This is a genomic window from Methylobacterium sp. J-092 (assembly GCF_022829325.1).
In the GTDB taxonomy this organism is placed as follows: Bacteria; Pseudomonadota; Alphaproteobacteria; order Rhizobiales; family Beijerinckiaceae; genus Methylobacterium.
Window position 1 is genome coordinate 1 of sequence record NZ_JAKSXU010000136.1, and the last position, 18547, is coordinate 18547.

At 65.0% G+C, this 18547-nt stretch carries 24 protein-coding genes and 5 pseudogenes; 15 read left to right on the forward strand and 14 right to left on the reverse strand.

Going from position 1 to position 18547, the window contains the following annotated elements:
- Positions 1-128 (forward strand): annotated as a pseudogene (locus MKK60_RS16935) (IS5/IS1182 family transposase); the annotation flags it as partial.
- A 55-nt stretch (positions 129-183) separates the two neighbouring features.
- Complete coding sequence (locus tag MKK60_RS16940) at positions 184-393, forward strand: hypothetical protein (RefSeq protein WP_243987524.1); 210 nt, start codon at positions 184-186, stop codon at positions 391-393.
- A gap of 128 nt (positions 394-521) precedes the next feature.
- Here MKK60_RS16940 and MKK60_RS16945 read toward each other — a convergent pair whose 3' ends face one another.
- Positions 522-1280: an SDR family NAD(P)-dependent oxidoreductase gene (locus MKK60_RS16945; protein ID WP_243987526.1), complete on the reverse strand. Its 759-nt coding sequence runs from the start codon at positions 1278-1280 to the stop codon at positions 522-524.
- A gap of 143 nt (positions 1281-1423) precedes the next feature.
- Between MKK60_RS16945 and MKK60_RS16950 the strand changes: the two genes are divergently transcribed.
- Both MKK60_RS16950 and MKK60_RS16955 read left to right on the forward strand, forming a co-directional pair.
- On the forward strand, positions 1424-2350 hold the full coding sequence (locus MKK60_RS16950; protein WP_243987528.1) for an AraC family transcriptional regulator: 927 nt from the start codon (positions 1424-1426) through the stop codon (positions 2348-2350).
- A gap of 41 nt (positions 2351-2391) precedes the next feature.
- Entirely contained in the window at positions 2392-2676 is a 285-nt protein-coding gene (locus MKK60_RS16955) for a hypothetical protein (RefSeq protein WP_243987531.1), read from the forward strand.
- Positions 2677-2678: 2 nt separating this feature from the next.
- Here the strand turns inward: MKK60_RS16955 and MKK60_RS28695 are convergent.
- A pseudogene (locus tag MKK60_RS28695) lies at positions 2679-2807 on the reverse strand (IS3 family transposase); the annotation flags it as partial.
- Between the two features lie 241 nt (positions 2808-3048).
- Positions 3049-4221: a chromosome partitioning protein ParA gene (locus MKK60_RS16960; RefSeq protein ID WP_243987533.1), complete on the reverse strand. Its 1173-nt coding sequence runs from the start codon at positions 4219-4221 to the stop codon at positions 3049-3051.
- 25 nt (positions 4222-4246) lie between these two features.
- Here MKK60_RS16960 and MKK60_RS16965 point away from each other — a divergent pair, with 25 nt between their 5' ends.
- Positions 4247-4525 (forward strand): hypothetical protein, encoded by a 279-nt coding sequence (locus MKK60_RS16965; RefSeq protein WP_243987535.1) that lies wholly within the window; start codon positions 4247-4249, stop codon positions 4523-4525.
- A gap of 98 nt (positions 4526-4623) precedes the next feature.
- Here MKK60_RS16965 and MKK60_RS16970 read toward each other — a convergent pair whose 3' ends face one another.
- The 7 genes from MKK60_RS16970 to MKK60_RS17000 all read right to left on the reverse strand — a co-directional run bounded on the left by MKK60_RS16970 (position 4624) and on the right by MKK60_RS17000 (position 9631).
- Positions 4624-4986, reverse strand: a complete 363-nt coding sequence (locus MKK60_RS16970; RefSeq protein WP_243987536.1) for a CsbD family protein — start codon at positions 4984-4986, stop codon at positions 4624-4626.
- Positions 4987-5354: 368 nt separating this feature from the next.
- Positions 5355-5837, reverse strand: coding sequence for a YidB family protein (locus MKK60_RS16975; RefSeq protein WP_243987538.1), 483 nt, complete (start codon positions 5835-5837; stop codon positions 5355-5357).
- 40 nt (positions 5838-5877) lie between these two features.
- Positions 5878-6177, reverse strand: coding sequence for a hypothetical protein (locus MKK60_RS16980; protein ID WP_243987540.1), 300 nt, complete (start codon positions 6175-6177; stop codon positions 5878-5880).
- A gap of 267 nt (positions 6178-6444) precedes the next feature.
- Positions 6445-7431, reverse strand: a complete 987-nt coding sequence (locus MKK60_RS16985) for a PhnA-like protein (RefSeq protein ID WP_243987542.1) — start codon at positions 7429-7431, stop codon at positions 6445-6447.
- Positions 7432-7480: 49 nt separating this feature from the next.
- Positions 7481-7741: a GlsB/YeaQ/YmgE family stress response membrane protein gene (locus tag MKK60_RS16990; protein WP_147841128.1), complete on the reverse strand. Its 261-nt coding sequence runs from the start codon at positions 7739-7741 to the stop codon at positions 7481-7483.
- Positions 7742-7831: 90 nt separating this feature from the next.
- On the reverse strand, positions 7832-8011 hold the full coding sequence (locus MKK60_RS16995) for a hypothetical protein (RefSeq protein ID WP_243987544.1): 180 nt from the start codon (positions 8009-8011) through the stop codon (positions 7832-7834).
- A gap of 129 nt (positions 8012-8140) precedes the next feature.
- Positions 8141-9631, reverse strand: a complete 1491-nt coding sequence (locus tag MKK60_RS17000) for a PAS domain S-box protein (RefSeq protein WP_243987546.1) — start codon at positions 9629-9631, stop codon at positions 8141-8143.
- A 360-nt stretch (positions 9632-9991) separates the two neighbouring features.
- Here MKK60_RS17000 and MKK60_RS17005 point away from each other — a divergent pair, with 360 nt between their 5' ends.
- Complete coding sequence (locus tag MKK60_RS17005) at positions 9992-10219, forward strand: DUF6894 family protein (protein WP_243987549.1); 228 nt, start codon at positions 9992-9994, stop codon at positions 10217-10219.
- Positions 10220-10247: 28 nt separating this feature from the next.
- On the opposite strand, the gene MKK60_RS17010 is transcribed toward MKK60_RS17005, so the two are convergent.
- Entirely contained in the window at positions 10248-10643 is a 396-nt protein-coding gene (locus MKK60_RS17010) for a hypothetical protein (protein ID WP_243987551.1), read from the reverse strand.
- A 306-nt stretch (positions 10644-10949) separates the two neighbouring features.
- Between MKK60_RS17010 and MKK60_RS17015 the strand changes: the two genes are divergently transcribed.
- The 7 genes and pseudogenes from MKK60_RS17015 (at position 10950) to MKK60_RS17040 (ending at position 15151) form a co-directional block, all read left to right on the forward strand.
- Positions 10950-11360, forward strand: a complete 411-nt coding sequence (locus MKK60_RS17015) for a hypothetical protein (protein WP_243987553.1) — start codon at positions 10950-10952, stop codon at positions 11358-11360.
- A 74-nt stretch (positions 11361-11434) separates the two neighbouring features.
- Positions 11435-11815: a glycosyl hydrolase gene (locus MKK60_RS17020; protein ID WP_243987555.1), complete on the forward strand. Its 381-nt coding sequence runs from the start codon at positions 11435-11437 to the stop codon at positions 11813-11815.
- Positions 11816-11822: 7 nt separating this feature from the next.
- Entirely contained in the window at positions 11823-12254 is a 432-nt protein-coding gene (locus tag MKK60_RS17025) for a hypothetical protein (RefSeq protein ID WP_243938606.1), read from the forward strand.
- Between the two features lie 128 nt (positions 12255-12382).
- Positions 12383-13774 (forward strand): TAXI family TRAP transporter solute-binding subunit, encoded by a 1392-nt coding sequence (locus tag MKK60_RS17030; RefSeq protein ID WP_243987576.1) that lies wholly within the window; start codon positions 12383-12385, stop codon positions 13772-13774.
- Between the two features lie 409 nt (positions 13775-14183).
- Entirely contained in the window at positions 14184-14309 is a 126-nt protein-coding gene (locus MKK60_RS17035; protein WP_279604129.1) for a helix-turn-helix domain-containing protein, read from the forward strand.
- Positions 14310-14769: 460 nt separating this feature from the next.
- Positions 14770-14901 (forward strand): annotated as a pseudogene (locus MKK60_RS28700) (hypothetical protein); the annotation flags it as partial.
- Positions 14888-15151, forward strand: a complete 264-nt coding sequence (locus MKK60_RS17040) for a hypothetical protein (RefSeq protein ID WP_243987563.1) — start codon at positions 14888-14890, stop codon at positions 15149-15151. The pseudogene MKK60_RS28700 and the gene MKK60_RS17040, both read left to right, overlap by 14 nt.
- Here MKK60_RS17040 and MKK60_RS17045 read toward each other — a convergent pair.
- Positions 15107-15860 (reverse strand): annotated as a pseudogene (locus MKK60_RS17045) (IS6 family transposase). The gene MKK60_RS17040 and the pseudogene MKK60_RS17045 sit on opposite strands and share 45 nt — an antisense overlap.
- A 294-nt stretch (positions 15861-16154) precedes the next feature.
- On the opposite strand from MKK60_RS17045, the gene MKK60_RS17050 reads away from it, so the two are divergent.
- Positions 16155-16601 (forward strand): hypothetical protein, encoded by a 447-nt coding sequence (locus tag MKK60_RS17050; RefSeq protein ID WP_243987565.1) that lies wholly within the window; start codon positions 16155-16157, stop codon positions 16599-16601.
- Between the two features lie 523 nt (positions 16602-17124).
- On the opposite strand, the gene MKK60_RS17055 is transcribed toward MKK60_RS17050, so the two are convergent.
- Positions 17125-17601, reverse strand: coding sequence for a hypothetical protein (locus tag MKK60_RS17055; protein WP_243987567.1), 477 nt, complete (start codon positions 17599-17601; stop codon positions 17125-17127).
- Complete coding sequence (locus tag MKK60_RS17060; protein ID WP_243987569.1) at positions 17556-18299, reverse strand: hypothetical protein; 744 nt, start codon at positions 18297-18299, stop codon at positions 17556-17558. Before MKK60_RS17060 ends, MKK60_RS17055 begins: the two co-directional genes overlap by 46 nt.
- 26 nt (positions 18300-18325) lie before the next feature.
- Here MKK60_RS17060 and MKK60_RS17065 point away from each other — a divergent pair.
- Positions 18326-18547 (forward strand): annotated as a pseudogene (locus tag MKK60_RS17065) (IS6 family transposase); the annotation flags it as partial.

Sequence of the window (18547 nt, forward strand, 5' to 3'; positions counted from 1 at the left end):
GCTTCGGCTGGATCGCCCGCTGCCGCAGGTTGGCTCGCGACCACGAGGCTACCCCGTCCTCTGCGCTCGCCTTCTTCGTCCTCGCCGCAGCCATGATCCTCGTCAGACGGATCGCCCGAGCTTTATGAAACAGGGTCTTAGCTCCGGAGGGGAGTGCTCGCGCCAGCAGGGAGATCAGGCGAGATGAACCAAGTGAGTGCCCGGGCTGAGGCCGCCAGCCATCCCAAGAAGTGGGAGATCGGCCTGGTGGCCACCTTGTTCTGCGTCGCCACCTTCGTCCTCGGGTTCGGCCGGCTGGCCGATGAGGTCAAGGAGGGCGACACCAAGGGCTTCGACACCTGGGTCGCGCAGGTTTCATGGTCCGGCGACGCGGTCTACAACGGAGTGTCATAGCATCGCCTGAGTTGCCGGCCGGCATTGCAACGAGGGCTTTCGATGCTGGCCCCTTCGACAGGCGCAGCAAAAGTGCGCCGGTGCTGAGGGCGACCAGTGCGAGAGGTTACCCCGTGGCCGTTGTCACGTCAGATCTGGACGCCACCGGAGACTTCGAGACGCTGTGCGTTCACCCACCCGAACCCATCGGACAGTAGCCCGGCGATGACGGGGGCGACGTCCTCCGGAAGGCCGACGCGGCCGAGCGCGGTCTGATCGGCGACCATCTTCCGGACCTGTGGGTTGTCCCGCACCACGCCGCCGCTGAAATCGGTGGCGATGGCACCTGGCGCGACCACGTTCACGGCGATGCGGCGGGGAGCCAGTTCCAGGGCCATGTACCGGGTCAGGGCCTCGACCGCAGCCTTCATCGGCCCATAAACAGCACGCCCGTTCATGGCAACGCGCGCCAGACCCGAGGACAGATTCACAATCCGGCCGCCATCATTCATCAGCGGCAGGAGCTTCTGCGTCAGCAGGAACGTACCCTTGAAGTGCACGGCGAACTGTTCGTCCAGTTCAGCTTCCGTGGCATTCAGGAGTGTCGCTGCCGAAGAGGTCCCGGCGTTGTTGACGAGGGAATCGAAGCGTTCGGCTCCCAAGCTTGCTAGGCCGTCCCGCACCGCTCCGACGAACCCGTCGAAGGTCCCTGCGGCCCCGACGTCCAATCGGATGGCGATTGCAGATGCACCGGCTTCCTCCACAAGACCAACGACCCGCTCGGCTTCCTCTCGGTTCGTGTTGTAGGTGAGGATTGACCGAACCCCGAGCTCGGCGAGCTTCAGGACCGCAGCCCGTCCAATCCCTCGGCTCCCGCCGGTCACGATGGCAATCTTAGTTTCCGACATGATCGTGCTCTCCGCTCTCGTCCGACGGAACGGGTCATATTGGTAAGTGACCTTCGCTCTGAATGCCCAAACCAGTCGCGTTCTTGCCTAATCCTGCTCGGCGCCCTAGAGATCGCCGAGAACAATCCGGGGAGGAATCGCGCATGATGGAGGCGTTGGCGGAGACGATCCTGCGCTACACGGAGCGTCAGGCTGGCCCCGGCCCCTACGAGGTGCCGTCCCTGAACGTCCACATCATGCGTTCGGATCGCCCGAACCCGCCGAGCCACAGGATCGTCGAGCCGGCACTCTGCATCGTGGCCCAAGGAGCCAAATGGGCAAACTTCGGCGAAGAGCGTTTCGTCTACCGCGCGGGCGAGGCTCTCGTGGTGGGAGTCGAGACGCCCTCAACCGGGCGCGTAGTTGAGGCCAGTCCTGACGAACCCTGCCTCGTTCTGGCGCTCGCGCTCGATCCGGACATCATGCGGAGTGTGGCCGAAGAGATGGACAGCCCCCCGGTGGCTGGCGGCAAAGATGGCCGAGGTATCTTCGTGGCCGACTTCGACGGGCCTCTCGCAGACTGCGCACGTCGACTCGTCCGGTTGCTCGATACGCCGGAGGCGGTTCCCGTGCTGTACCCCGGCATCGTGCGCGAGATCTGCTACTGGCTGCTGACGGGGCCGCACGGCAGCAAGATCGCACATGTGATGTCGGCGAACGGTCCGTCACGACGGCTCATGGACGCTCTGCACAATCTGCGCGACCGTTTCGCCGAGCCAGTCCGCATCGAGGAACTCGCCACCGTCGCCCGGATGAGCGTCTCGGCGTTCCATCGTCAATTCAAGGCGCTGACGTCGATGACGCCGCTGCAGTACCAGAAGCAACTGCGTCTTCTGGAGGCGCGACGACTGATGAACTCCCGTGCCTTCAACGTCGAGGCCGCCGCCTTCGCGGTCGGGTACGAAAGCCCCTCGCAGTTCAGCCGGGAGTATGCCCGTCTGTTCGGCGTCCCACCGAAGCGGCACGTGAAACACCCGCATGCGATCGCCGGCGACCAGGGTCCTGAAGGCGACGAACGCCGAGCGCTTTAGGTCTACACGCCAAACGTTCCAGCCTGCGGGTATGCCGCGAGATGATCCTGCGCTTCCTTATGAGCGAGGAGGTGCAAGCTCTTCCCGCTGGCATGCAACAGTTCCAGCACGTCGCCTCGTGGTGGACCGCCACGAGCGCCGTCGCTGGCTTCACAAAGGCGCAGGAACTCACGCTGGGTCTCGTTGATGGATTTGGGGAAGCCGTTCGTATCCATTGCAACCGCCCTCCGATCAGGTCGGCTCTTTGCTCGGCACGGGTGGAGCCTGCCAAGCCGAGCGGCAACTTTGAACAACTGATCGGCCCCCACGAGGTGGTCCAAGGGTGAAGTTAGTGCACGGTGGGCCGCTCCGCCACGAGTAGCTTGGCCGGCGGAGTTGGGCGGGCGAGCGCAATCGGCCAAGCGGAGAAGGCTGGCACGAACACCTCCGGGGCCGGCGGCCGGTATGCCCGACGCGCCGTTTCCCCGGCCCTACGGTCTAAAGCGCATGCTTTCCATCTTCGCTGGCGACGATGCCCGCGGGACGGTGGTGATCCGCGTAGGCCCGCATCAGTGGTCGCTTGGAACCCCCGTTCGGAGGCACGGCGATGACGACGTGGTCGGCTGCGTGAGGTACGCGTACGCGAGTCCGACGACGGCCAGCGCGAGAAGCGGTGCGCAGAATCGGCAGCTCTCGCGCTATCCCACTACGTCAACGCCTTAGTCCGCCTTGGGGGCGGTCGGCATGCTCGCCGGCGGGGTTTGGGCAGGGTGCACCGTCATGGCCGGCGGCTGGTCCGAGAGCTGCTGCCGCGCCTCGGCGAGCTTGGCCTGTGTGGCCGCAAGTTCCTGACGCGTGGTCCCGAGACGGTCCTCAAGGGCAGCCATCTCCTTATTACGGGTCGCAAGCGTTTCGGTCAGAGTCGCCAACTGTGCCTGGGCGTCGGCCTGCTTCCCCTGCAGGGTCTTAACCGCCGAGGTCGCACCGTCGCGGTCTGCCGACAGCTTCTGGACTGCCTGCTCGGCCTGGCTCCGCTCGGAGATCACCCGGTCCCGCTCGGACTGCGCCGTGGCGAGCTCCTTCTGGGTCGCCGCCAAACCGTCCTTGGCCTGCTGCACCTGCTGGCCGGCCTGGGAGACGTCGCTCGTCAATTTCTCACGATTCGCCGTCAGGCCGGCGATGGCCTGCTCCAGTTCGGCCTTCCGCTTCGCCGCCTGCTCGGTTGCGGCCCGCGCGTCGGCGAGATCCTTCTGCGCGGCAGCCGAGCCGTCGCGCGCCTTCTGCTGGCTCTCCTCGGCCTTGGCCAGGTCCGCGGTCTTAGCGGTCGCCTCCTGGGACATCGCGGCGATGTCCGCCCGAAGCTTCGCCTCCTGCTGCCGCGTCTCCTCCAACCGGCGTCCGACTTCCGCCAGTTCCTTGGTCCTGGCGGTCGCCGCCTGCTCGGCGGCCGTGGTGGCCTCCTTCATCGGCGCGAGCTTCTGCTCCGCCTGGGCGACCTGCGCCTGCAGCCCGGTGAGCTTGGTGGCCTCGGCTTCGGCGGTGGCCTTGGCCTCGCCGGCCTTACGCTCCGCCGCCTGCTGTTCCGTCGCCAGGCTCGCGGCTCTCGCCTTGGCTTGTTCGCTGGCCTGGGTGACGTCCCGCTCCTGCTGCTGGGCCGATGCGATCCTCGCCTTGAGACCATCGAGGGTCCCTGCCGCCGCCCTTTGCTGGTCGAGGTCCGATTGCAGCGCGACCTGCCGCGTCTCCAGGTCCTGGATGCGGTGGTCCCGGACGGTCCTCTGCCGTGCGCCGGCAATGGACGCAACGACGAGCCAGACCAGGAGCACCGCCGCCACGACGGCGAGGCTGAACGGGAGGGGCCTGCGAAGTTCGGAACGGTAGTCGATGGCCATGGCGTCCTCACGGGCGTGGAAGGGGATGGATCAGATCGACGAGGCAGCCTCGCCGGGCACCGGTGGCCCCCGGCTCGGGGGTGGGGACGCTCGATGCGACGTCGGCAAGATCCGTCCCGACAAGGGAGCCGATCATGCCGATGAGTGCGCTGTGCTGGGGGGTCCGTTCGCCGAGGCGAGGAAAGCCGCGAACTCGATGCGGGACCGCCTCCCGCCGGGTGGCACGTTCGGCTCGTGGAAGACGCACACGTCGGTTGGGTCGCCACTGCCGCAAAAGTACCAGTGGTCGTCGTTCGACCTGTAGCGGATCAGCATGCGCCCGGGTGGCATCGGAGGATCCCCACCGTCTCCCCCCAACCGATGACCGCGCCCGTCGTAAGCGTAGCCCCGGACGTCGACCGTTCAGCGACGGCCGTGGACGACCATCGCGAGCAGGTATCCGATGGCCCCGGCCATGGCCGCAAGCATCAACGGGGACTCCTTGGCGTAGTCCGTCACCGTATCGGCGCCTCGACGGTATGTCCGCTCGGCATCCGGGAAGGCCCGACGGCCCTGCTCGATGGCGTCCTTTGCCATGCCACCCGCCTGGTCGGCGACGTCCCGCACCGCGTCCTTGGCCTGTCCGTACAGGTTCTCGACGGTACCCCTCGCCTCGTTGGCGGTGCCCTTGGCCTGGGTCTCGCGGTCGCCCGTGACGTCGCCGACGGCGCCCTGGACCTTTCCGCCGAGTTCCTTGGCGGCGCCGGTGATGCGGTTTTCGTCCATTGGTCAATCTCCGTTCGATTCGAGGTTGAGCCGGCCCGCGGCAAGACGCGCTTCGAGCCGCGACTAGGGCTGACTACTTCTTCGACGCGGCCTTCTTGGGTCGCGCCTTGATCGAGCTTTGGTCTGCCCTCTTCGCCCGGTCGTCGGCCTTCGAGGCATGCTTGGCGGCCTTCTCCTCGTTGCCGGCGTCGAGGTGCCGAGCGGCCTTCTGGTGTGACTTGGCCGCTGCCTCATGGTGTTCGGCGGCCTAGGCGTGCGCGCTTCCGGACATATGTCCGTCCGGTGTTGGGAGTTACGTGCCCCGATGCGAACGTGGTGGCCGGTCGGTTCCGCGGCTCCGATACCTGCGGGATCGACCGGGTGGTTCCTCAGCCCGGCATGCCGGCGACCGAGGACGGCAGCCTGCCGTCGGGGGTGTAGCGATCCACTGCGGACGGCAGCTCGCGCGAGAGCCTAGACAGCAGGTCATCGTGCGAAAGGCCGGTCTGCCGCGACAGCGTATCGAGGACGTCGGGGCCGATGGCCGACCTCAGGTGATCGGGCTTCATCTCGGCGTTTGGCCCGTGTTTCACCCAAGAGTCGGCCGCCTCGCCGTGGCCGTTCTCGCGAAAGCGGTCGACCAGATGGCCAAGGCCGCCGCTGAGCAGACCACCCGCGCCGGCACCCCCGAGGGCGTTTCCGAGATTACCAAAGATGCCGCCGAGACCACCCTGTCCCGCGGGCGTGCCTACGGTCGCAGGACCACCGTGGCCGGCTCCGCCGAGCATCTCCTGGATCTTGTCCCGGTTCTGGAAGCCTGCCACGGCCAACAGGCCAAGCAGCGCCGTCATCGAGGGGAAGCCGTCACTCATTGGATGTCTCTGTTCCGTTGTTCTGGGACCTTCGGCGCGATCAGCAATCGTCGTCACCGGGCTTCACCACCTTGCCCTCAGGCGGCTTCGCCTCGTTGGCAGAGGCCGTCGCATTCGAGCCGACGTTGTTCATCGCCCCGACCGTCCCGGGGGATTCTGCCTTGGCACCCGGCGAGACCTTCGCGGTCGTGTCGCCGTCGACCTTCGAGGAAGCGTCGGCCGAGCCTTGCTGGCCGGTGCTGTTCGTGGTCGTTCCGACCGCACAGGGCTTGGCCGAGGCGACGCCGGCACCGAGGAGCGTCATGGCTGTCGCGACGGTCAGGGTGGTGAGGATCTTCATGGAGGTGTCCTTGCGGATCGGATCGAGTACGAACTGGGGAAGGCAGGCAATCGCTACGAAGAGGCGGCGGACCGTTCGGATGCCGTCTCGGCGTAAACCGCGATGGCCGCCCGGCAGCCGGGCGAGACCTGCCCGGCGTTCTTGAGGAAGCAGGCGACGACCTCGGGGCCGTTTCGGTCGAGGCCGTCGCAGAGAATGGTGACCGCCCCGCGGTGCCGAAGGACGTCCCTAGATCGTAGGGCTCGGTCGCGGCGTGGTCGCCGAGGCTCATGCCCGACGCGGTGTCAGGGTGTTCGTGGCGGTGCGGGTGACGGTCGGATTGACGGCCGAACCGCGGCCGGCGAAGTAGGAGGCGAGTGCCCCAAAGATCAGCGCGAGGGCCCCGAACAGCGCGCCCTGGGAGACACGGCGAGCCGTGGCGTCGGCAATCTGCTTGGACTGCTCCTTGGCCGCGGCAACGGTCTCCTTGAACTGCTGGGTGTACTGCGCGACCTGGGTCCGGGCCTGCTCGACCGGGATGTTCTGCGCCTTGGAAAGGGCCACGGCGGCCTTCTCCTGGGCGGCGGCCTGCTGTGCGCCGTCACCCGAGACGGCGGCGCGCATGGCGGTCACCGCGGTGTCCTTCAGCGCGGCCGGATCGGATCCGGTGCCGTTGCGGACATTGGACTCGATGTTCGAGAACGGGTCGGTGACCTTGGTCAGCGACGGGGCGGCGGCCTGCGCCAGGGTCGAGACGGAGCCGCCCATCGCGTTGCCGACTCCGCCGATGGCCGAGGAGGCCGTGCCCATGGCGCTACTGACGATGCCGCTGGCGGCCGACGACAGCATGTAGAGCACCACGAGGGTTGAGACCGCCCAGGCGAGGAGGCCGTGATAGCCGGCCGTCGATGCCGACGGCTTGCCGGACAGGCGTCCGGCGAAATAACCGCCGGCGACGGCCGCCAGCACGCCGGAGACGACGAACCAGAGGCCCGCTCCGATGCCAAGCGAGCTCGCAGCTGGTGTGCCGTCGCCCATCGGATCGACCGTCGACAGGCCGATGCCGAGCCCCAGCATGTTGAGGATGACCTGGGAGATCAGGGCCACGGTGGCTCCGGCAAGCACGGCACCCCAGGAGACGGAATGCAGCATCATCGTGCGCATGTCCTCGGCCGGCGGGACCATGGTGGTCTGCGGCAGGTCGCGGTCGACGACGGTGCGATCCGGTATCGGGCGTCCGGGGGATACAGGCGTGGGCTCGGTAACGGTGGCCATGGTGGTTCTCCTGGGTTGTAAGCTCGGAAAGCTGGAAGGGCGCGGCGGGTCAGACGACCCGGCGGCGGCCCATGACGGTGTGGTAGAGCCACAGCACGATCACGGCGCCGACGACGGCCACGAGTAGGCTGTAGAGGTTGACCCCCGACACGCCGGGCTCGCCGAACTGGTTGAATAGGAAGCCGCCGACGACGGCGCCGACGATGCCGAGCAGGATGTCGACGACGAGGCCCTGTCCGGTGTTGTTGACGATCTTGCTGCCGATGAAGCCGGCGATCAGGCCGAGGACGATCCAGGCGAGGAAGGACATGGCGAACTCCAATTTTCGGCGTGCAGAAGGGTCCCGACGAAGGGCCTGCGCGGGCTGAGGCATGGGTCTCGATGGCGTACTGGGCCAGGGCTAGATCCGCGCGGGACGGCGGGGTCGGGTTGGCTGGTTCGTGGTTTGCCGCGCTTCAATCGTAGCGATCTCGGTCGTGGCCTCCGCCTCGACCTTGGTGTCGCCGAAGATGATGCCGATGGCCTGCTTGATCAGGGCACGGGCATGATCGCTCGACAGAACCTTGCGGCCCTTGCCCATTCGCGGCACCTCTTTCGTCCGATTTGGCCGTCGTCGAGATGCCCGGTTCGAGCAGAGCTACACCCACCGAATAGTTTCGTCGGAGCGATGTTCCGGCAATTTACATAAAAGTATTTTGAATTAGTCGAGTTAGTGTTTTCGACCTGGTTTTCGCGTTGTATTTTTGCCGTAGTGCTCAAATGATATTTTCTCGCCGATGCCGCGTTCTCTGGCCCAGACGACCACGGCGCTGCGTCGGTTGACGCCAATCTTGCGGTACAGGCTGGCGACGTGGTTGCGCACGGTGCTCAGCGAGACGCCGAGAGCCTTGGAAATCTCCTCGTCGGTATCGCCGCGGCAAATGCCCTCCAGCATGTCACCCTCGCGGGTCGTGAGCTTCTCCGCCACCGCCTGCGGCTTGCCCGGCCTGGGCGGGTTGCGCAGCAGGGCGAGCTTCTCGATCACGCCGTGGCTGAACCACGACGCGTCAGCCATGACGGATTCGATGGCAGAGATGAGTTCGGTCTCTGTGCGCTTTCGGGACGAGATGTCCTGGACGGCGCAAAGGAGGCCCTCGCCGCCGCCGACGGTGACCTTCTCGGCGGAGACGAGGCAGTCGAGGACGTCTCCGTCGCGCGTGCGCAGGCGCCCCTCGAAGGCGCGCACCCTGCCATAGCGTTGGAGTTCACGTTTGAAGCGCGTCCGCTCTGCCTCCTCCACCCAGGGCATCGCGGAAGCGCCTTCGGCATCGCCGAAGGTGGAGGCGTACGCGTCGTTGACGCTGGTCGGCAGGTCGGTGTCCGAGCTGAGGAGGACCGTGGGGATCGGGCTGAGCTCGAACGCCTTGGCGAAGCGCTCCTCGCTGAGACGGAGCTCGGCCTCGGCTTTCCGCCTGTCCTCCAGGTCGGCGAACGTGAACAGCATGCAGCGTTCGCCGCCCGGCATCTCGATGGGATGGCCAGCGACGATGACGTATTTCTCGGTATCGGACGGGACCGAGAGACACGCCTCCCGCTGCCTGATGGTCGTGCCGGCATGGAGGTGCTCGATTGCGGAGGCGCGATGCTCGCCCTGGCCGAGAAGGTCGACCTCGGTGAATGTCCGGCCGATGACCTGGTCGCGTGCGTATCCGGTGAGCTCGACGAAACCCTGGTTGACCTTGACGTAGCGCAGGTCGGAGAGCCGGCACACCACGGCCGGGGCCGGGTTCGCCCGGAATATGCACTCGAACCGCTCCTCCGCGTCGTAACGGTCGCTGGCGTCCTGCATCAGAAGCGCGAGGCCAGTCGGTGCACCGGCATCATCCGTCGTTACCACTCCCCGCATTCGATGCGTCCATGTCCTCTCGGGGTGACGGACGTGGTGGACCTCCACAACCGCGTCGCGAAACGCCTCGCCGGCGAGGATGCGCTCGACGGGATGCTGCAGGGGGCCGACCTTGCGGTGGTTGAGGTAGCGCAGGACGAAGTTGGCCCGATACTCGGCGACCGTGGTTCCAAGGTCGCCGAGCTCGGCGACCCCATGCATCGCGAGGGCGGCGTCGTTGGCGTAAGCGATGGTGTGGTCCGGCTCGATAAGGATCACACCCTCGGCGAGGCCGGCGACGACCTGTGCCAGTTGCCGCTGCTCGGACTGGGTCATGTTGGCTCACCTCGTTCGAAGGGCATCGGTGGTCGCGTCGCATCCAGGCATGGGTGCCAGCGTCCCAAACGATGCGTCGGGCACTAACCCGGACATTGCCGGCCGGCATCCTTGCCGTCTGCAGGAAGGTTGTCGCCTTGGTCTGACATGCGTTTCCGGACTGGCAAGCCCCTGTAATTCTCTCCTCGGCCCTCGATCACTTCAGGCTGCGGCATGACGAACGGCCCAACCCCATCTGTAAGCACTCGGTTGTGCCCCAGATCAGTGTCTGATAGCGAACGTTATTGCCGGCCACGACAACGGGGCGTCGGCGACTGAGAGAGACGCGCACTCCCGCCTTTTGACTGCCGAGAGAGGCGCATGCCTCGCTACCACTTCAACGTATATGACAGCGTGCCTCTTCCCGATAAAAAGGGCATCGAATTACCGGAGATCATGCTCGCTCGTCGAGAGACTAATCGATACGCAGGCGTACTCATTGAGGAAGGCGCAAGACTAGAAAGCCTTGGCTCGGAACTGCAAATGGAATTCACTGACGAAGCGGGGATTATCCTGTTTAGGTTGGAGTTTTTGTTAACAAAAATTTAAATACCTAGTTGCCGAAGCTAGCAATCAGCTAGAACCAAGCGTCCGGCTTGCTCAGCTTGCCCCTCTCGATGAGGATGTCCTTGATCTCGCCGACGTTGCTGTTCGTGCCGTCGGCGATGTTCAGGCCGATGAGGTTGTCGCTCAGCACCATGTCCGGCGGGACGGAAGCGAACTTGACGGTGGCCGGCGGCGCCGAAGCTTCGTCCTTGGTCAGGAGGGGGCCGGCCAAGGCGGCAACGGCGGCGAGCGCGAAGCGACGCATGAATATATTCCCGATCCCGGATCGGGTGTCCAGGAACGAGCGACGTAGGAAAACTGTTCCGGCGAGAATTTCGGGTCCCGGGTGCGGTCCCTCGGTAGCCACTTCCGGCACCAATTTCATCGCCCACGCGAGGATCGCTTCACGGAACGTCCCGGCCTTCACCTTTGGTCGATGGGAACGGTCCCCTGGGGATCGCCGTTCCCGCTCGCTGTCGCCGCCTCCCCTTCGAGCCGGCCAGGGCTGCGATGGACTGGCCGGAGATCCACAGATCCCGCTGTCCGATGAAGCGATGAGCCGGCCCACGGGGTATTATCCCGATGCTACTGGCATGTCTGAACCAAGTATATAAACTGCATTAACCTGCCATTCAGGTAGGCGCACTGCCTACATGCGAAGCATTATTTTGGAACGGTATTTCCGACATCTCCGTTTCTGGCTCCGTAACGACCAGCACACCCGGAGAAAACCATGTTAAAGAACATTCGCGTCGCCGCACTCGCCACTGCCTTCGTCCTCGGCGGCGCCGCTCTGGCGGTCGCCCAGTCGTCCTCGACCGTCGGCACCGGTGGCTCCTCCGCGGGTGGGGGCACCAGTTCCTCCACCGTTGGCACGGGCGGCTCGTCCGCCGGCTCCGGAACCGGTGCAGGTACGTCCTCGACGCTGGGTACTGGCGGGTCGTCGGCGGGCGGTGGCACCAGCTCCTCGACCGTCGGGACCGGTGGCTCGTCGGCCGGCAAGGGTACGAGCGGTTCGACCGTCGGCACCGGCGGCTCCTCGGCCGGCATGTCCGACGGCGGCGGGAAGTCGGGCGGCGCGGCCGGCCATGACAAGGGCGGTCCTGGCAACTCCGAGAACGCACCGGGCCACAACAAGCGCTGACCCCACACCAAACTGAAAACCCGGGCGCGGTCCCACGGGACCGCGCCCGTCCCGCTCCCGAGGAGAGTTGCACCATGGCACGCCTGATCCTGCCGCTTCTCGGCGGCGCCCTCGCCCTAGCCGGGGTCGCCGCGAGCCATGCCCAGACCAGCACCGTCACCGCAGGCCCGAACGGTGTCTCGGGAGGAACGACGGTCACCACCGGCCCTAGCGGAAAGCCCTGCAAAGTCGTCCATTCCGACGACGCGAAGGGCGCCGGGACACTGTCGAGTTCGGTCACGGCAGGACCGGACGGCGTGAGGAGTTCCACGACCGGGGGGCCGTCGGTGATCACCCGATCCGCGAATGGCACGACGAGCAGTTCGGCCTCAAGTTCTAGTTCTGGAAACGGGACCACGATGACCACCACCGGCGACGGCGATTGCGTCGTCACGGTTCCCAAGGACAAGAGGTGAGGCCCACATGACGACGACGAAGATCATTCCCGTACTTGCGGCCATGGGCCTCCTTCTCGCTCCCGCACTCGCCCAGGCACAGGCCCGCGGCAGCGCGACGGGAGGCAGCGCAGGTTCCGCCGCGGCCGGCGGCACCTCCGCCTCGACGGTCGGGACCGGCGGCACGTCGACCGGCGCGAACGGCGCCACCGGTTCCTCCCTCGCCACGGGTGGCGCCGCCGCAGGAGGGAAGACCATGGACCGCTCCCACGTTAACGAGACGGGGAACGGCGGCCTGAACGGGCAGGCGAAGGCCATGTCGCATGACGGTGGTACCTTCTCGAAGTCGCAGACCAAGACCAAGGTCCGCGACGGCGAAGGCGTCGAGTCCAGCACTAAGACGATGTCGCATGAGCCTGGCTCGAAGCCCGTGAAGTCTACGACCACTACCGGGCGCTGACGCCGGCGATCAGGTTCCGCCCCCCCACGACGGAGCCATGAGGATTGCGACATCCCGACGAGGCCGCCCCTATTTCCGTGGTGCGGCCTCGACTGTGGAGCCATTGCGAGGAAGCCTACGTGGCAACGATGAGCCTGCCCGGACGACGGCAGGACTGGCTCCTGCTGGGACTGGCCCTCGTTCTCGTTTCCGCGGCCCTGGCGACCTACCATTTGACGCGCCCGACGACGCTGACGGTGGCAGCCGGCCCGAACGGGGGAACGGAACCGGCGCTGTTACGTGCCTACGCGGACGAGTTGGCACGCAGAAGGCTTGGCATCCGACTGAAGGTCGTGTCCTACGACGGGGTTCGCGAGAGCGCCGAGGCGCTGAAGGCCGGCAAGGCAGACCTTGCCGTCGTCCGACCCGACGTCGCGGTGCCTGGCAACGCGTTGACGCTCGCCGTCCTGCGGGATCTGTCGGCCTTCGTGGCGGCTCCCTCCAGCGCGGGCATCAAGGGCTTCCCGGATCTGGCGGGCAAACGCCTCGGTATGCTGGCGAGCCGCACCGCCGACCGTGCCCTCGTCGGCACCCTCCTTGCACACCACGACCTGGAACTCATGACGGAGATGCCCGTCGGCACAGTTCCGCCAAAGGCCGTGGCCCTCGTGGCCCTGGAGGAGACCGAGGTCGCCGACGCCCTACGCGACCATCGCATCGACGCGCTGGCATTGGTCACCACACCAACCTCTCCCGTCGCAATGAGAATGGTGTCCCTCGTCAAGGAAGACGGCGGGGACGAAGAGGTCGCCCTGTTCGGGGTACCCGATTCCGCCGCCGTCCTGGCACGCTGGCCACGACTGCAATCGGTCACGCTCCCGGCGGCCCTGTTCGGCGGGAATCCCCGCGTTCCCGCCGAGGACGTGGCGACCGTTGGATCGTCCTATCGCCTGATGGCCCGCGCCGACCTCTCGCGCAGCCTCGCCGCGGAGGTGACACAGCACCTGTTCGAGATGAGGACAGCCCTCGCCGACACCGTTCCCGCGGCGGACGCCGTCACCTTTCCCGCCTACGAGCACACCGCCGGCGCCACCAGCGCGCGCCTCCCGATTCATCCCGGCGCCATCGACTACTACGAGCGTGAACAGGAGACGTTCATCGAGCGCTACGAAAGCTGGATCTACCTCATCGCCATCCTGGCCGGCGGCGTCGGATCGACGGTGGCCTGGCTGCGGCAACGACTGGGCCGCATCCGCCGTGAGCGGATCGAGGTGGCGACAGGCCGCCTGCTCGAACTGCGTTCGGAAGCCCGCCGGGAGACCGATCCCGGGCGCCTGGAGGCGATGGCCGCCGAGGTCGACGACCTTGCCGCCACCGTCGCGCGCCAAGCCCTCAATCGACCGACCGAGCTCCGTATCCTCGGTGCGGCCAACGTCGCAATCGACGCGACGCGATCCACGGTTAGGCGTGCTTCGATGCGCCGGAGCGAATCGGCCGCAAACGTCGGCCCCGGGCTCCCGGGTGCACCGCCCGCCAACTGAATTCGAGGACATCCTGCAACGAGGCGCCACCGGTCGCGCAGGTGCCTTTGCCGCTGCGCATCGTGGTCGTGGCGTCGTGAGCGGAGGAGCCTACCGGAAAGGCTTTCCGATAGGCTTCAGGTCATCGTCCACGTGGGGAATGCTCAGTATCCCGCTCGAGCGGGCGCCCGACGCATACCGGATGTTCGACCAGGGATCGCCCAAGAAATTCGTCATCGATCCGCACAACACGACGAAACTGTCGGCCTGACTTTCCGGCGGATGCCGGGGGCGCCACCTCGAGGCGCTCCCATGCACGCGGCTGATGTCCGGTCTGCTCACGCTGATCGACGAGGTGGCGTTCGCCCCGCTCAAACAGCGCCTAGCCCAACGGCTCTGAGCTGAAGCCGATCCGCGCGGCGTCGTTGCCCTGACCCATCAGAAGCTGGCTGACGACGTCGGCAGCGTGCGCGAGGTGGTGAGCCGCATCCTGGGACAATGGGCCGAAGCAGGCCTGATCGAACTCCGTCGCGGCGCGGTCGAGATTGTTGAATGAACCAGCTTGGCCGCCGCCGCTCGGCGGTGATGAGCGGCGCGCGCAGCGTCCGATTCCGGGCGAAGACTAAGGTCTGATCGCCACCTGAAGCCGAAGTTGCCGGGGGGCTGACGAACGGCTGCTTTCGAGAAGCACCGACGGCGGTCCGAGTTGCTGGGTTGGGTCGCTACCAGACTGGCCGCTTAGGGTGGATTTGCGACGGTCCGCTTTAAAGCGAGAGTTGACAGAAGCGGACCTTGTCGCCACGCCTGCTCACAACCCTTCCAGAAATTCGTGCTGGCATGGTGCAATGCCCGCGATCAGGGTGAAGCAAATTTCACCTTGCCCTCGATCAGAATGCTCATTTGTAAATGTATGACAGTGTGTAGCGGTGCTAGTGCCAAATATGGCTGTGCGCAAAACCATCACAATATTTGTGCCTTCGGAATTGCGAGTGTTCCTGTAAGGGTGCGTCGCCACCGGCCGCTACAGCAGTGTCAGCGACGTGGTACGTGCCGCGCTGCAAGAGTTCGAGCGCGCCGAGATGGGTAAGACCCCGGCCGACCAGCGAGCGATGGCACAGCAGGCTCCTGCCTCTCATGATCACGCTTGATCCAATGTCCGGTAATCGCGACTTCTTCGCCGGGGCGGGCGAGATGGTGACGCTGATGCGTGCCTACGACTGGACCACGACGCCGCTCGGCAAGCCCGAAGGTTGGCCGTCCGGACTGCGCACGGCGGTCCGCCTGCTACTCAACAGCAATGGGCGTTTCGCAAACTTGGATCTGAGACGCGGAACGACCTCTGCCGTCCCGCTTTCACCCTTTGTTCGCCTGTGGAAGCCCGAAGCGGATTGCGAGTAGCTGGTTCTGCTCGTGCACCGTCCACGCGCCGACGAAGCCGAAGCCCTTGCGCAGCCAGAGCATGGCCTCGAAGCCCTGGATCGCGCGTCGCGCCGTATTGAACGAGCGAAAGCCTCCCACCCGCGGCATCGACCTTTTCACCCGGAAGTGGTCGCTGTCGATCCCCTGCTGCAGATGCTCGGTGACATAGTGGATCGGCGTGCGCGGCAGCAGTCCTGCCTGCCGGCTCTCGGCGATGGCTCGCGGATACGGGCCAGCGCCATCCGTGCCGATGCGGTCCGGGGGCGAGAAGAGGCTCATCCGCTAGCATCTTGCGGAAGGAGCGCCTGGCCGCATCGAGATCGCGGTCGGCGGTCAGCAGGAAGTCGACTGGATTGCCGTGTTTGTCGACGGCCCGGTAGAGGTAGCGCCACCCGTCGCGAACCTTGATGTAGGTCTCGTCGATGCGGACCGACCCGCAGTGAGGCTGACGGAACTGAAGTAGCCGCTTCTCGATCAGGGGCGCGTAGGCCAGAACCCAGCGTTTCAGGGTGCTGTGGCCCACCTTCAGACCGCGTTCCAGGAACAGCTCCTCAATGTCGCGGTATTTCAGCGGATAGCGGAGGTACCAGGAGACGGCCTGCACGATGAGCACTGCCTCGTAGCGCCGGCCTTTGAAGTCGGCTTTGGAGCGATGCTTCCGCATGGCGGCGATAGCGGACAGGATCATGGGTCTGCTTCAAGGCGGAGGCGGCAAGCTCGTCAGGAATGGCTAGCGATCCGTGAACGAAGACGCGCACGCGTTTGCGACAGGCCCCGAAAAGGGCCGCCGCATTCCGAACGGCCAGTCAAACACTGCCACGCAACACTGCGCTGCCAAGCTGCCGCGGGTAGTCGGGTCGTGTATAGCGGAAGCCTGACCGGCGTGAGCCCGTCGGCATTTGCGACAGGCCTCTGAATGGGGTAGGCCGGCCTCCTCCGTCTAATTAGCATTAGATTCAATAAATCTTGCGTGGCAATCTAAATGAATATTATAAGAATATCTATACTGATTTTTTCAGCATTACTGGCTGGAATATTTGGTTTTTTTGGCGTGCTTCAGGGATCAAGCTCAGATTTTACCCTATTATTTATGGTATTTTTCTTTGCGGCGAACGCATTTTACGTTTTTTACTCTCGACCTACGTTTGTCGCAAGCGAGTTTTTCAATCGAACTGCGACAGGTTTAGCAATAGTAACTCTTGAATTAAAGCATCAAGCAGAAGAAGCTAAGACAAGAGAAGATGAAGCTCTTCGACTTGAGGCTTCGGAGGATGTAAATAAAGACGGCAGGCTTAAAGCAGCTAGCGATTTTATGAAATTTGCTGTTTCTAATCCGCATTTAAAAAAACTTTACTCTTTCGATGATAATACTAAATTGATAGCGGATCTATCGGAGAAAGGTCAAAAGCCTATAGAAGATAAAAAATAATCAAAAGATATACATCTTAACATTCTAAAATGTAATTCTACAATTTATCTAGCAATTTGTCACAAAGGCCAGGTCTCAATTTTTGACGTTCCTGCGCATCATTCGAATAAGTGCAGCCATCGCGCCAACGTAATCGTATTTTGCCACCGGCGGGAGTGCCCATTTCGCTCTCCGCTCACGGTGGTGGGTGCGCCAGGACTGGTCGGGTGTCGGCCGTTTCAACGCGGGCACCGAGGCGACAACTGGACCGGGGATCCGTGCTCAATGCCGTGCTCCCGATGCGACGGATGCCTCGGCAAGCATTGCCCGCACGGAAGCGGCAATCTCAGCCGGCCTGTAGTCGGACATCGCCAGAAAATTTCATGCACGTCGCCGATCGATGTGCCGCTACCGCGCGTCAAACCCTCTGCTAACGCACGCATGATAAAACTCTGCGCAATAATTATAGTGGCGGTCCCGGCCGTCTGCTGGGCCAAGGCCATTACAGCAGCCTCCAGCGCCTCGATCTGATCATGCGCGGACATCACTGCTTACCCGCCCTGGGTGTGACGCCGTTTCTGAACGACCGCGAGCGGGCTTGCAGACCACCCCCGATGCTAGCCCGCGCGAGAGCGCCGTTCGACGCGGAGATCACCACCGGGATCGCCTGCAAGGTGGTCAACAGCTCCTTCGCGACTGCGAGCGTTCCTGAGAGGCCGGCCGGCGAGGCCTGCGGGGCGACTGTGATGCCGCCGGCTACCTGCAAGGCATCCTTCAGCTCGCCTGCTCGGACGTGAAGGTTTTCGAGCGCACCGGTCTCGACCTTTGGCGCGATCGTCTCCCCGTTGAGCGCCGTCAGCTTCGCCTGGACGCCCTCGATCATGTGTTCGAGTTCGGCCTTCCGTGCCTTAAGCCCGGCGCCGCCCCCCGGGAGATCGAGGCTCGCGCTCGCGGCCAGCTCCGACTTCACGTTCATCAGCTCGGCCTTGTAGGAGGCAAGAGCTGCAGTCGCTTCCTGCATCTTGCCCGCATCCGGGACGGACGCCGCGCTGGATGCGGCCGGAGCTGCCTCCTGTCGCTGCGCTGCCATCGGCGGGATCTTTTGGGCGTCGCCGGGCCGAAACCCGGCTGGCGCACCATGACCTCCGACTTGGGAGCCTCCGAGGGTCGCGGCCCGACCAGGCCATTGAGGCCGGGCAGGCGCGCAGGCACCGAAGCCGGCATCCCGGCCGTGCCCGGCGGTAGCGACCCTTCCCAATTCCCGAACGTGCCCGAGAACGGGGTCCGTAGGTACTTCTGGAATGGCGGGTCTTTCGGCACGAGCCCTTCCATCGGGTTGAGTGCCGGGGCCTCGCCGGCATCCGCCTTGCCGATGAAGGCCTGCGACCCCTCCTGGATGGCGATCTTGTTCGCCTGGTCATAGGTCATCGTCAGCGCTGCCGCTGCCGTGAGGGCAGCCGGCAGGGCGAGGACCGCCGTCGTGAGCGCCGCGGCTCCGGCTGTGAAGGCACCCGTGATGATGCCGTTGCTCATGCCGAGGGCGGTACCGGTGAGCGCTGCCGTGCTGCCGATCGTTGCCGCCTTGCCGCCGAGCCATGCCGCACCGGCCCCGGTCGCGATGACCGGGCCCGGCAGCTCGGCTGTCGATTGGATGGGCTGGGGCGTGTCGCAAACGCGATTGTGTCTGCGTTTACCCAGCGTTGACCTTATGACCCGCAAGGCGCCTCCGGTTTTGGAGGCTGCCCATTATCCTGTCCGCCATCGCTGCCGAGCTCAAGCAGCGCGCCAAAGCTGACTTCAAAGGCCGGCACTACGAGGCCAAGCTGATCGTGCAGGCTGTCGCCTGGTACCTGCGCTACTCGCTGAGCTACCGCGACACCGCGACATGGGGCAGCTATTCCCAGAACGCACTCTGGAGGTGGACGATAGCACCCTGAACCGCTGGGTTCTGGCCTACATTTCCCTCA

What these genes read in the sequence shown, in the direction of transcription:
- MKK60_RS16940 (WP_243987524.1), top strand. Translation starts at nt 184, where the DNA reads ATGAACCAAGTGAGTGCCCGGGCTGAGGCCGCCAGCCATCCCAAGAAG.
- MKK60_RS16945 (WP_243987526.1), bottom strand. Translation starts at nt 1,280, where the DNA reads ATGTCGGAAACTAAGATTGCCATCGTGACCGGCGGGAGCCGAGGGATT.
- MKK60_RS16950 (WP_243987528.1), top strand. Translation starts at nt 1,424, where the DNA reads ATGATGGAGGCGTTGGCGGAGACGATCCTGCGCTACACGGAGCGTCAG.
- MKK60_RS16955 (WP_243987531.1), top strand. Translation starts at nt 2,392, where the DNA reads ATGATCCTGCGCTTCCTTATGAGCGAGGAGGTGCAAGCTCTTCCCGCT.
- MKK60_RS16960 (WP_243987533.1), bottom strand. Translation starts at nt 4,221, where the DNA reads ATGGCCATCGACTACCGTTCCGAACTTCGCAGGCCCCTCCCGTTCAGC.
- MKK60_RS16965 (WP_243987535.1), top strand. Translation starts at nt 4,247, where the DNA reads ATGGATCAGATCGACGAGGCAGCCTCGCCGGGCACCGGTGGCCCCCGG.
- MKK60_RS16970 (WP_243987536.1), bottom strand. Translation starts at nt 4,986, where the DNA reads ATGGACGAAAACCGCATCACCGGCGCCGCCAAGGAACTCGGCGGAAAG.
- MKK60_RS16975 (WP_243987538.1), bottom strand. Translation starts at nt 5,837, where the DNA reads ATGAGTGACGGCTTCCCCTCGATGACGGCGCTGCTTGGCCTGTTGGCC.
- MKK60_RS16980 (WP_243987540.1), bottom strand. Translation starts at nt 6,177, where the DNA reads ATGAAGATCCTCACCACCCTGACCGTCGCGACAGCCATGACGCTCCTC.
- MKK60_RS16985 (WP_243987542.1), bottom strand. Translation starts at nt 7,431, where the DNA reads ATGGCCACCGTTACCGAGCCCACGCCTGTATCCCCCGGACGCCCGATA.
- MKK60_RS16990 (WP_147841128.1), bottom strand. Translation starts at nt 7,741, where the DNA reads ATGTCCTTCCTCGCCTGGATCGTCCTCGGCCTGATCGCCGGCTTCATC.
- MKK60_RS16995 (WP_243987544.1), bottom strand. Translation starts at nt 8,011, where the DNA reads ATGGGCAAGGGCCGCAAGGTTCTGTCGAGCGATCATGCCCGTGCCCTG.
- MKK60_RS17000 (WP_243987546.1), bottom strand. Translation starts at nt 9,631, where the DNA reads ATGACCCAGTCCGAGCAGCGGCAACTGGCACAGGTCGTCGCCGGCCTC.
- MKK60_RS17005 (WP_243987549.1), top strand. Translation starts at nt 9,992, where the DNA reads ATGCCTCGCTACCACTTCAACGTATATGACAGCGTGCCTCTTCCCGAT.
- MKK60_RS17015 (WP_243987553.1), top strand. Translation starts at nt 10,950, where the DNA reads ATGTTAAAGAACATTCGCGTCGCCGCACTCGCCACTGCCTTCGTCCTC.
- MKK60_RS17020 (WP_243987555.1), top strand. Translation starts at nt 11,435, where the DNA reads ATGGCACGCCTGATCCTGCCGCTTCTCGGCGGCGCCCTCGCCCTAGCC.
- MKK60_RS17025 (WP_243938606.1), top strand. Translation starts at nt 11,823, where the DNA reads ATGACGACGACGAAGATCATTCCCGTACTTGCGGCCATGGGCCTCCTT.
- MKK60_RS17030 (WP_243987576.1), top strand. Translation starts at nt 12,383, where the DNA reads ATGAGCCTGCCCGGACGACGGCAGGACTGGCTCCTGCTGGGACTGGCC.
- MKK60_RS17040 (WP_243987563.1), top strand. Translation starts at nt 14,888, where the DNA reads ATGATCACGCTTGATCCAATGTCCGGTAATCGCGACTTCTTCGCCGGG.
- MKK60_RS17050 (WP_243987565.1), top strand. Translation starts at nt 16,155, where the DNA reads ATGAATATTATAAGAATATCTATACTGATTTTTTCAGCATTACTGGCT.
- MKK60_RS17055 (WP_243987567.1), bottom strand. Translation starts at nt 17,601, where the DNA reads ATGCAGGAAGCGACTGCAGCTCTTGCCTCCTACAAGGCCGAGCTGATG.